The sequence below is a fragment of the Microbacterium sp. genome, assembly GCF_040394595.1.
Taxonomy (GTDB): domain Bacteria; phylum Actinomycetota; class Actinomycetes; order Actinomycetales; family Microbacteriaceae; genus Microbacterium.
Genome location: NZ_JBEBSA010000008.1, coordinates 103,114 through 114,083 on the forward strand (window position 1 = coordinate 103,114; position 10,970 = coordinate 114,083).

At 71.0% G+C, this 10,970-nt stretch carries 8 protein-coding genes; 6 read left to right on the top strand and 2 right to left on the bottom strand.

The genetic code is table 11. The annotated features are described in order from the left end of the window. Positions 1-35: 35 nt before the first annotated feature. The 6 genes from ABWO84_RS10350 to ABWO84_RS10375 are packed head-to-tail and all read left to right on the top strand — an operon-like array spanning position 36 to position 8,136. A complete protein-coding gene (locus ABWO84_RS10350) occupies positions 36-998 on the top strand; it encodes an aldo/keto reductase (RefSeq protein ID WP_353114469.1) in 963 nt (320 codons plus the stop codon). 7 nt (positions 999-1,005) lie between these two features. Next, positions 1,006-2,598, top strand: a complete 1,593-nt coding sequence (locus ABWO84_RS10355; RefSeq protein ID WP_353114471.1) for a CocE/NonD family hydrolase — start codon at positions 1,006-1,008, stop codon at positions 2,596-2,598. 48 nt (positions 2,599-2,646) lie between these two features. Further along, entirely contained in the window at positions 2,647-4,224 is a 1,578-nt protein-coding gene (locus tag ABWO84_RS10360; RefSeq protein WP_353114472.1) for an ABC transporter substrate-binding protein, read from the top strand. Then, positions 4,221-5,231, top strand: a complete 1,011-nt coding sequence (locus tag ABWO84_RS10365) for an ABC transporter permease (RefSeq protein ID WP_353114473.1) — start codon at positions 4,221-4,223, stop codon at positions 5,229-5,231. The genes ABWO84_RS10360 and ABWO84_RS10365 overlap by 4 nt, the downstream gene beginning before the upstream one ends. Further along, positions 5,228-7,153, top strand: a complete 1,926-nt coding sequence (locus ABWO84_RS10370; RefSeq protein ID WP_353114475.1) for a dipeptide/oligopeptide/nickel ABC transporter permease/ATP-binding protein — start codon at positions 5,228-5,230, stop codon at positions 7,151-7,153. Before ABWO84_RS10365 ends, ABWO84_RS10370 begins: the two co-directional genes overlap by 4 nt. Continuing rightward, positions 7,150-8,136 (top strand): ABC transporter ATP-binding protein, encoded by a 987-nt coding sequence (locus tag ABWO84_RS10375; protein WP_353114476.1) that lies wholly within the window; start codon positions 7,150-7,152, stop codon positions 8,134-8,136. The genes ABWO84_RS10370 and ABWO84_RS10375 overlap by 4 nt, the downstream gene beginning before the upstream one ends. A 178-nt stretch (positions 8,137-8,314) precedes the next feature. Here ABWO84_RS10375 and ABWO84_RS10380 read toward each other — a convergent pair whose 3' ends face one another. Together ABWO84_RS10380 and purL are read right to left on the bottom strand one after the other, a co-directional pair. After that, positions 8,315-8,455, bottom strand: a complete 141-nt coding sequence (locus ABWO84_RS10380) for a hypothetical protein (RefSeq protein WP_353114477.1) — start codon at positions 8,453-8,455, stop codon at positions 8,315-8,317. A gap of 25 nt (positions 8,456-8,480) precedes the next feature. After that, positions 8,481-10,808, bottom strand: coding sequence for a phosphoribosylformylglycinamidine synthase subunit PurL (purL, locus tag ABWO84_RS10385; RefSeq protein ID WP_353114478.1), 2,328 nt, complete (start codon positions 10,806-10,808; stop codon positions 8,481-8,483). Between the last annotated feature and the right edge of the window lie 162 nt (positions 10,809-10,970).

A 10,970-nucleotide genomic window follows, 5' to 3' on the forward strand; every position in this document is an offset into this window, starting at 1 on the left:
GGAGCAGTGCGGAGCCGCGCTGCGGAGAGGGAACGATGGAGTTTCGACAGCTTGGACGCAGTGGGATCGAAGTACCGGTACTTTCGCTGGGATCGTGGAACACGTACTCGCGCCTGACGTATGAGGCCGGGGTCGACCTGGTCCGCACGGCGGTGGACGCCGGGATCAGCTTCTTCGACGTGGCGTACTACCGGGACAAGCCGCACACCGAGGTGCTCTGGAGCCGCCTCATCCGCGGTGCGGGGCTGAAGAGGGACGACTACCTGCTCTCCGAGAAGCTCTGGTACTTCGACTACCCGAACGAGCCCCTCGCCGTGCAGATGGACGCGATGCTGCGCCGCGTCGACGAGGAGTACGTCGACGTCATCATCCTCGAGCACCCCCGCGAAGGCATGGACGTCGCCGCGATCGTGCAGGCGGCCGGCGACCTGGTGGCCGCGGGCAAGACCCGCACCTGGGGCATGCTCAACTGGCGGCCCGAGGACATCGCGGCCGCCGTGGCGCTCGCCGCCGACCTCGGCGTGGCCGCCCCCTCGCTCGCGCAGCTGAAGTACAGCCTGGTGCGCCGGAACGTCATCGAGGACGCCTACGCCCCGATCCTCCGTGAGGCCGGGATCTCGCTGCACGCCTCCGACACGATGGAGGGCGGAATCCTGGCCGGACGCCTCAACCCCGAGCGGAACATCGGCATCGACGTGGGGAACATCCGCGACCAGATCCGCGCCCGCGTGCCGCAGATCGTCGAGGCGTCCGGATCGCTCGGGCTCACGCCCGCGCAGTTCTCCCTCGCCTTCTGCCTCGCGAACGACGTCACCGCCTCGGTGCTCTTCGGCGCGACGCGCCCCGGCACCATCGAGGAGAACGTCGTCGCGGTCGCCGCGGCCTCCGAGCGCCGCGAGGAGATCCTCGCCGCAGCGGTCGGGCTCGGCGTCGACGACCACGGCATCGACATCCCCTACGCGCACGTCGAGCGGCTGCTCGGCGACTTCGTGGCCTGAGGCCGTCATGACGCAGAAGAAGGTGTTCCGGGTCCCGTTCCGCATCCCGATGCGTGACGGCGTCACCCTCGCCGCCGACCGCTACACGCTCGATCCGTCGCGGACGACTCCGCAGCCGGTCGTGCTGCAACGCACCTGCTACGACCGCAATTGGCCGAGCTACGTCGACGCGGCGACCGCGCTGGCCCGCGAGGGCTATGCGGCGGTCGTCGTCGAGACCCGCGGACGCAACGACTCCGAGGGCGAGTGGCGGGCGCACGCCTCCGAGGCCGTCGACGGGTACGACACGATCGAGTGGCTGGCGGCCCAGCCGTTCAGCGACGGCCGTGTGGGCACGCTCGGCGGGTCGTACAGCGGCTGGGTGCAGCTCGCCGCGGAGTCCACCAGGCCGCCGTCGCTCGCGACGATGATCGTCACCTCGTCGCACCTGCAGCTCATGCAGGCGTACGGGCGCGATCGGGACTTCCGGATGCCCCGTGCGCTGACCTGGCTGCATCAGATGTCGCATCGCAACATGCGTCCCATCGACGACGTCGACTGGGAGGAGGTGCTGCGCCGCCAGCCCCTCGAGGCCGCGGGCGACGATCTCGGCGAGGTCGCGGCGCTGTGGCGGGAGTGGATGGGCGACCCGGCCCTCCGCGCCTCGGATCCTGTGCACACGGGCGCGGAGGTGCGGATCGACGTGCCGACCCTGCACATCTCCGGCTGGGAGGACGAGCCGGGGCAGACCGACGTGTACACCCGTGCGGTGGCATCCGGCAGCCCCGGTCAGTACCTGCTCGTCGGTCCGTGGGACCATCCGGGCACGCGCAACCCCCAGAGGGTGACGCGCGGCCGCGACCACGGGGACGAAGCGGTCGTCGACATGCACGCCGTCTACCTCGCCTGGTTCGACCGATGGCTGCGCGGCGACGGCGAAGCGGTCGGCGACGACCATCGCGCCGCGGTGTTCATCGGCGGTCGCTCGCAGTGGGCCGCCTATCCGCAGTGGCCGGCGGCGGGGGAGATCGTCGAGCTGCGGCTCGGCGAGGACGGCGGGCTCTCGGCCGAGCGCGACCTCCCGCTGGAGCTCGTCCACGATCCGGCCGACCCGGTGGCCGCGCATCGCACGCTCGAATACTCCGACATCGCGGCGGCGAACTCCCTGCTGGCCCTGGACCGGCATCCGCACGTCCTCGCCCTCACCGGCGACGTGCAGGAGGAGCCGCTGCTGGTCAGCGGCGTGGTCGAGGTCGAGATCGAGGCGGAGGCGGACGGAACGCGCGACTGGTGCGTCTGGCTCGCCGACGTCGATGAGGCGGGCATCCCGGTGCGCGTGTCCGCGAACGGCTCCCGGATCGTCCACGACGGCGCGCGGTCGACGGCGACCGTCGCGCTCGGGCCGGTCGCGCATGAGTTCGCGCCCGGTCACCGGCTGCGGCTGTACCTCGGCGGCAGCAACTTCCCGATCTGGGACGTGCTCGGCTGGCACGACCGCGAGTCCGGATCGGCGGCACCCTCCGCCGCGCTCGTCCACGGCGTGACGGCGCGACTCGCGATCGACCGGGCGCCCCTGCGCGTCCGCCCCGATCAGGCTCCGCTGGGCTGGACCCGGTCCTGACGAGCCGTCCTGCAGCACCACACACTCAATGAAGAGGAGAAACCCGCAATGAAGTCACGCATCCCCTTGGCGATCGGCGCGATGGGCGCCGCCACGGTCCTGCTGTCCGGCTGCGTCTCGTTCACCGGCGACGCCGACGCCGGCGGCGACACGGTCGTGATGGCGATCACGTCGGACATCGGAAACCTGGATCCGCAGTCCCAGACCTCGAACGACCTCACGCAGTTCAAGAACCTCACGTACGACCGGCTCATCAACGAGAACGCCGAGACCGGCGACATCGAGAAGTGGCTGGCGACGGCGTGGAAGGAAGACCTGCACAGCGCCCGGTTCACGATCGACAGCAACGCGAAGTGCGACGACGGGTCGGTGATCGACGCCGACGTCGTCGCCGAGAACTACCGCCAGCTCGTGGCCCCGGACAGCACGTCGCCGTTCAAGGGGATCTCGGTCCCCGCCGACCTCACGGTGGAGGTCGAGGGCAAGGACGTCATCCTCTCCACCAAGACCGACTACCCGTTCTTCCTCCGCAGCGTCGGCGGTGTGCCGATCGTGTGCAAGGCCGGACTGGAAGACCGCAAGGCGCTCGCGACGAAGTCGTTCGGCACCGGTCCCTTCATCCTCGACAAGACGGTGTCGGGCACCGAGTACCGCCTCGTGAAGCGCGAGGGCTACACCTGGGGCCCGGGCGGGATGACCAGCGATGTGGACGGGTTCCCCGCGAACATGGTCCTCAGGATCGTCGGGAACGAGACGACCGCAGCCAACCTGCTGCTCTCCGGAGAGCTGAACATCGCGATGATCCAAGGGCCGGATCGCGCCCGCGTCGAGGCGGCCAAGATCCCCTCGCAGGACTACGAGGTCGTGATCGGCGAGTTCTGGTTCAACCAGGACCAGGGCCGGGTGGCGCAGTCCGAGAAGGTGCGCCGAGCCCTCTCCGAGGCGGCGAACCTCGACGAGCTCGCCCCCGTGGTGTCCTCCGGCAAGGGCAGCCGCCCGAAGTCGATGATCACCCTCGAGCCCGTCGCCTGCCCGGCCGACGTCATCGGCGACAGGCTGCCGAAGCATGATCTCACCGCGGCCGCCGCCGCCCTCGAGTCGGAGGGCTGGCGGAAGAACGCGTCGGGCGTCTACGCCCGCGACGGCAAGACGCTGAGCATCAACATGGTCTATCCGAGCAAGTGGGGGCAGCCGATGGCGGATGCCGCCGAGCTGATGACCGAGAACCTCAAGGCCTTCGGAGTCGATGCCTCGGTGCGTGTACTCGACGCCCCGGCGATGAGCGAGACGCTCTTCAAGACCGGCGACTTCGACATCGCGTGGAGCCCGTTCACGATGGACAACCCGCGGCTGCTCGCCCCGCTGGTGCGCGGCGCGAACCCGCGTGACGGCGGGCAGAACTTCGGCTCCATCAAGAACGAGCAGCACGACGCGCTCGTCGCCGCCGCTCTGAAGAAGGCCGGCACCGAGGGATGCCCGGAGTGGAACGAGGCGGAGTCGACGCTGATCGACCAGGTCGACGTCGTGCCGTTCCAGACCACGCGCGTGCCGATCTTCACGCGCGGCGTCACCGCCGACGTCGTGCGCGGCTCGATCGCACCCTGGTCCATCAGGATGGCCAAGTGACTGCTGTCGCGACCTCCGTCGAGACGCCCGTGGCCGCGGGCGGGGGCGCACGCGCCCTCTCCCGCGGCGCGGCCCTCGCCCGGTACGCCGGGCGGCGGCTGCTCTCCTTCGTCGTCTCGCTCTGGGTGCTGGCCACCGCGGCGTTCCTGCTGATCCGGCTCATCCCCGGCGATCCCGTGCGCACCGCGCTCGGCGAGCACGCCTCTCCCGAGGCGATCGCCGCCGGGCGCGCGGAGCTCGGTCTCGACCTCCCGCTCTGGAAGCAGTACGGCCGTTTCATCGTCGAGCTGTTCCGGGGCGACCTCGGGCAGTCGTCGACGCTGCGCCTCCCCGTGCTCGACGTGATCGTGCAGCGGGCGCCGATGACGCTCCTGCTCACCTGCACGTCGATCGTCGTCGTCTTCGCCGTCGCGCTCGCGATCGGCTTCCTCGTCGCCGCGCTCACCGAGGGCGGGCAGCGCCCGCGGGTGGAGATCGTCTTCGCGGCCATCACGGGGTTCATCCACTCGATCCCCGAGTTCGTCCTCGGCGTCGTCCTCGTCTTCGCCTTCGCGGTGAGCATGAAGCTGCTCCCGGTGGCCGGCGCCGCCTCTCCGGCATCCCTGATCCTTCCGATCGCGGCGCTGTGCATCGGCGGTATCGCCGGTCTGTCCCGCGTGGTGCGCGTGGAGACCCTGCGGGTGCTCGACCAGGACTACATGAAGACCGCGCGTGCCAAGCGGCTGTGGACCCCGGTGATCTATCTGCGGCATGCGCTGCCCAACGTGCTGACCGCCGCCCTGTCGATCGCCGGCCTGCAGTTCAGCGGCATGCTCTCCGGCACGGTGGTGATCGAGAACGTGTTCGCACTGCCCGGGCTCGGCACCGCGATCGTCAACTCGATCCTCATGAACGACTACCGGCTCATCCAGGGGCTGGTGCTGACCCTCGGCGCGATCGTCCTCACGGTGAACCTCGCCGTCGACCTGGTGATCGCGCGCTTCAACCCGGAGGCGCGCCTCTCATGACCACGCAGACGATCCTCACGCCCCGCACCCGCGCGGTGCCTGCGGTGCGGCGCCGTCGGCGCACCGCGATGACCGTCGTCTCGTTGACGATGCTGCTCGTCCTCGTGCTGCTCGCGGTCCTCGGCCCGATGGTGCTCGGCGCCGCGGCCGCCCGGACGGACGTGCACGCCGCCAACCTCGCCGCATCCGCCGAGCACTGGTTCGGCACCGATGCCCTGGGGCGCGACATCTTCGCCCGGGTGGTCACGGCCACGCGGCTCTCCCTCCTGCTCGCGGTGTCGGCCGTGCTGCTCGGGTTCGGCGTCGGCGTGCCCCTCGGTGCAGTGACGGCTCTGCTCCCCGCGCGGGCCGCGGCAGCCCTGGCCCGCGTGATCGACACGCTCGTGGCCTTCCCGCCGTTGCTGCTGTCGATCGTGCTCGCGGTGATCTTCGGGCTCGGCGCGCACTCGGCGGTGATCGCGATCGGCGCCGCCTACGCGCCGTACTTCGCGCGGCTCGCCCGCAACCTCGCCTCGCAGGTGGCCGACGCCGACTACATCTCCGCGTCCCGGATGCTGGGCGTCCGTCGCTGGCGTCTGCTCGCGCGGCACGTGTTCCCGAATGTCGGGGAGACGCTGTTGCTCAACGGAGCGTCCGCGATCGGCAGCGCGCTGCTCGCGTTCGCCGCGCTCTCCTTCCTCGGCCTCGGCGTGCAGCAGCCTGACTACGACTGGGGCAAGCTGCTCTCGACCGGGCTCGACTCGATCTACATCAGCCCGGCCGCCGCACTCGGCCCTGCCGCCTTCCTCGTCTTCGCCGGCGTGACCTTCAACTTCCTCGGCGAGAGCCTGGCGAAGCGGCTCGCCCGCCGGCCTCAGCTCGCCCGCCGCGTGCGGCGCGGCATCGTGCCCGCCGCCTCGGTGGACGAGGCGACCCGCGTCGAGGGGGACACCGTGCTCTCGGTGCGGGACCTGAGGGTCTCGGTCGAGACCCCGGCCGGCGCGCGGCAGGTGGTCCGCGGCATCGACCTCGACATCCGCGAGCGCGAGATCGTCGGCATCGTCGGCGAGAGCGGATCGGGGAAGAGCATCACCGCGCTGAGCCTCACGGGACTGCAGCCCCTGGCCGCCGATGTGCGCTTCGGATCGATCTCGCTCGCCGGGTCGGCGCTCTCCGCGCTCGCCGCGAAGGCGCAGCGCGACCTGCTCGGTCGGGAGGTCGCCTACGTGTTCCAGGATCCGATGTCTTACATGAACCCCGCGCTGCGGGTCGGCACCCAGCTGAGCGAGGGGCCGGTCGCGCATCGCGGGATCGACCGCCGTGCCGCCTCGAAGGATGCCGTGGCCCAGCTGCACCAGGTGGGGATCAGCGCACCGGCGCGCCGGGCGGGGCAGTATCCGCACGAGCTGTCCGGCGGCATGCGCCAGCGCGCGATGATCGCGATGGCGCTGATGAACCGACCACGCCTGCTGATCGCCGACGAGCCCACCACCGCGCTCGACGTCACCGTGCAGAGTCAGGTGCTGCGCACCCTGCGCGGCATCCGCGACGACGACGGCGTCGCGATCGTGCTGATCTCCCACGACATCGGTGTGATCGGCGAGCTGTGCGACCGCGTGCTGGTCATGTATGCGGGGGAGATCGTCGAGGAGCTCGCGGTCGGCGACCTGGCCTCCGCCCGGCACCCCTACACGCGGGCGCTGCTCGCGGCCACGCCGTCGCTCGCCGCAGAGCGCACCGAGGAGCTGGCGTCCATCCCTGGGCGGCCGCCCGTCGACCCGGGGGCGGTGGAGGGCTGCGCATTCGCGGCGCGCTGTCCGTTCGCGACGGAGATCTGCCGCACGGCGCCTCGTCTCGGGGGCGACGGCGGGCGACGGGTCGCCTGCCACCATCCCGTCTCCGCGGAGACGACCGACGTGACGATCGAGGAGGTCGCGCGATGAGCGATGATGTGCTGTCGGTACGCGGACTGGACGTGGAGTACCGCACACCGCGCGGGCGTCTGCTCGCCGTCCGCGGCGTGGACCTCGACCTCCCCCGCGGGACGACCCTCGGCCTGGTCGGGGAGTCGGGGTCGGGGAAGTCGACCCTCGCGAGGGCGATCGCCGGGATCGTCCGGCCCGCCCGCGGGACCGTGCAGATCGACGGCGGTGACGGCCGTCGCGGCGTGCAGATGATCTTCCAGAACCCGTACGCCTCGCTCGACCCGCGGATGACGGTCGGCGAGTCGATCGGCGAGGGCGTGATCGCCGGCGAGGGCGGGAGGATCGGGTCGGCGCAGACCCGCCGCCGGGTGGAGGAGCTCCTCGACCTCGTGTCGCTCGACGCCGCGGTGGCGGAGCGCGCACCCGGCGAGCTGTCCGGAGGTCAGCGGCAGCGCATCGCCATCGCCCGGGCGATCGCCGCGCGACCGGCGGTGATCCTCGCCGACGAGGTCACCTCGGCGCTCGACGTCTCGGTGCAGGGATCGATCCTCAACCTGCTGCGCCGGCTGCAGCGCGAGCTCGGGCTCAGCATCCTGTTCATCTCGCACGACCTCGCCGTCGTGCGGCACATGAGCGATCGGGTGCTGGTGATGTACTGCGGAGAGGTCGTCGAGCAGGGGGCAGCGGAAGCGGTCACCGGGCGGCCCGTGCACCCCTACACCCGGGGTCTGATCGCCTCGATCCCGACCGCGGTGAGCGGATCCGCCGTGAGCGGCAGCTGGCTTCCGGCCGGCGACACCGCCGATCCGATGAACCCGCCGTCGGGGTGCCGCTTCCACCCGCGCTGCCCGCTGCCGCGGCTCGACCCGTCGCTGCCCTGCGCCGACACGGTGCCGGGGCTCGAGGCGGCCGGTGCGGGAGCGGTGCGCTGTCTGTTCGCCGATCAGCTCACCGGCGCCGAGAGGATGCTGACTGCCGAGGAGGCCGTGCACGCGCTCTGACTCCGGGGCTCGTGCTTTCGGGGTCCGGTGCTTTTCACGGTCCGGTGCTTCCGGTCTTCGCATCCCGGTGCTTCCGGTCCGTCTATTCGTCGCAAAGTCCCGTTATCCAGGCCGGAAAGCGGGACTTTGCGACGAATAGACGGGGTGTGCGGGGAGGGCGCGGCGGGGTGCCCGGGGGTCAGCCGAGCAGCAGGGAGACGGCGACCGAGCCCCCGCCGGCGAGCAGCATCGCCACGATCGTCACCCATGCGACCATGCGGATGCGTCGGCGACGGCGCTCGCCGAGATCGCCGTAGTCGTCGTCGTTGTCCTGGGCCATGTGTCTCCTCGCCGTGCGCTCTCGCTCAGCGTGCGGCGGGCTCGGCGACGGTCGGGCCGAAGACGGCGGGCAGGGTCGCCTGCGACGTGGCCCTCAACTCCTCGACGGTGACCTGGAACACGTCCTGCACCTCGAGGGTCGGCTCGCTGTCCGTGACGCCGATGCGCAGCACCGGGTAACCGCGGCCCTCGCACAGGCCGCGGAACTTCACGTCGTCCTCGCGCGGAACCGTGACGATCACTCGGCCGGTCGACTCGGAGAAGAGCGCGGACACCGCGTCGACGCCGTCGCGCTCCATGAGCTCGGTGAGCCACACACGGGCTCCGATGCCGAAGCGCATGACGGCCTCGGCGAGCGACTGGGCGAGACCCCCCTCGGAGAGATCGTGCGCCGACGAGATCAGCGACTCCTCGGCACCTGCGGCGATCAGCTGCGCGAGGCGCTTCTCGGCGTCGAGGTCGACCGCCGGCGGGCGTCCGCCGAGGTGGTCGTGCACCGTGCCCGCCCAGGCGGAGCCGGACAGCTCGGTGGAGGTCACGCCGAGGAGGTAGATGTTCTCGCCGACGTCCTGCCAGCCGGAGGGGATGCGGCGGGCGACGTCGTCGATGATGCCGAGCACGCCGACCAGGGGGGTCGGGTGGATCGGCACGTCGCCCGTCTGGTTGTAGAACGAGACGTTGCCGCCGGTGACGGGCGTGCCCAGTGCGTAGCATCCGTCGGCGAGGCCGTCGACGGTCTGTCCGAACTGCCACATGACCTCGGGGTTCTCCGGGGAGCCGAAGTTGAGGCAGTCGGTGATCGCCGTGGGGGTCGCGCCGGTGACGGCCACGTTGCGGTACGCCTCGGCGAGGGCGAGCTGCGCGCCCGCGTAGGGGTCGAGCTGGCTGTAGCGGCCGTTCGCGTCGGTGGCGATCGCGAAGCCGAGGCCGGACTCCTCATCGACGCGGATCATGCCGGCGTCGTCGGGGAAGCTCAGGGCCGTGTTGCCGAGCACGTAGTAGTCGTACTGGTTGGTGATCCAGCTCGTGTCGGCGAGGTTCGGCGAGGCGACGAGCTGCAGGAACTGCGCACGCAGTCCCTCCGGGCTGTTGTCGCGGGGGAGATCCTCCGCGGCGTCGGCCTGCAGCGCGTCGATCCAGACCGGGTAGGCGACCGGACGGTCGTACACCGGCCCGTCGACGGCGACGGTCGACGGGTCGACGTCGACGATGCGCTCGCCCTGCCAGTCGATCACCAGGCGTCCGTCGCCGGTGACCTCGCCGAGCACGGAGGTCTCGACCTCCCACTTGTCCACCACGGCCATGAAGGCGTCGAGCTTCTCGGGGGCGACGATCGCCATCATCCGCTCCTGCGACTCCGACATGAGGATCTCCTCAGCGGTCAGGGTGGGGTCGCGGAGCAGCACGTTGTCGAGCGAGACGTGCATGCCCGAGTCGCCGTTGGCGGCGAGCTCGCTCGTGGCGCACGAGATGCCGGCGGCGCCGAGGTCCTGGATCGCCTCGACGAGCTCGCCGCGGTAGAGCTCCAGACAGCACTCGATGAGCACCTTCTCGGCGAAGGGGTCGCCGACCTGCACCGCGGGACGCTTGGTGGGGCCGCCGTCGTCGAACGAGTCGGAGGCGAGGATGCTGGCGCCGCCGATGCCGTCGCCGCCCGTGCGGGCGCCGAACAGCACGACCTTGTTGCCGACGCCGGTCGCGTTCGCGAGCTTGAGGTCCTCGTGGCGCAGCACGCCGACCGCGAGGGCGTTGACGAGGGGGTTCGCCTGGTACACCGCGTCGAACACGGTCTCGCCGCCGATGTTGGGCAGGCCGAGGCAGTTGCCGTAGAAGCTGATGCCCGCGGTGACGCCGTGCACCACGCGCGGGGTGTCGGGGTGGTCGATCGCGCCGAAGCGCAGCGCGTCCATGACGGCGACCGGGCGGGCGCCCATCGAGATGATGTCGCGCACGATGCCGCCCACGCCGGTGGCGGCGCCCTGGAACGGCTCGATGTAGGACGGGTGGTTGTGCGACTCGGCCTTGAAGGTGACCGCCCACCCCTCGCCCACGTCGATGACGCCGGCATTCTGCCCCATGCCCACCATGAGGCGCTGCTTCATCTCGTCCGAGACCTTCTGGCCGAAGCGGCGCAGATAGTTCTTCGACGACTTGTAGGAGCAGTGCTCCGACCACATCACCGAGTACATGGCCAGCTCGCCGCTGGTGGGACGGCGTCCGAGGATCTCCCGGATGCGCGCGTACTCGTCGTCCTTGAGCCCGAGCGCCGCGTACGGCTGCTCCTTCTCGGGAGTCGCTTCAGCGTTCTCGACCGAGTCGGGGACGTGGACGGTGGGGGTGTTCGGGGTGGTCACGCGCACTCCAAGGGAAGGGGCCGGCGGGGCGCCTCCAGTCTATCGGGGTCGTTCCCGCGGCGAGGGCGGGCGGGGTGGGCGGTGGGGCGGGCTTGTCCCGTTTGGCAGGTGGTGTCCCGTTTCGCGGGCCGATCCGTCTGATTCGTCCGGGGTTCGTGACGG

What these genes read in the sequence shown, in the direction of transcription:
- ABWO84_RS10370 (WP_353114475.1), top strand. Translation starts at nt 5,228, where the DNA reads ATGACCACGCAGACGATCCTCACGCCCCGCACCCGCGCGGTGCCTGCG.
- ABWO84_RS10375 (WP_353114476.1), top strand. Translation starts at nt 7,150, where the DNA reads ATGAGCGATGATGTGCTGTCGGTACGCGGACTGGACGTGGAGTACCGC.
- ABWO84_RS10360 (WP_353114472.1), top strand. Translation starts at nt 2,647, where the DNA reads ATGAAGTCACGCATCCCCTTGGCGATCGGCGCGATGGGCGCCGCCACG.
- ABWO84_RS10380 (WP_353114477.1), bottom strand. Translation starts at nt 8,455, where the DNA reads ATGGCCCAGGACAACGACGACGACTACGGCGATCTCGGCGAGCGCCGT.
- ABWO84_RS10350 (WP_353114469.1), top strand. Translation starts at nt 36, where the DNA reads ATGGAGTTTCGACAGCTTGGACGCAGTGGGATCGAAGTACCGGTACTT.
- ABWO84_RS10355 (WP_353114471.1), top strand. Translation starts at nt 1,006, where the DNA reads ATGACGCAGAAGAAGGTGTTCCGGGTCCCGTTCCGCATCCCGATGCGT.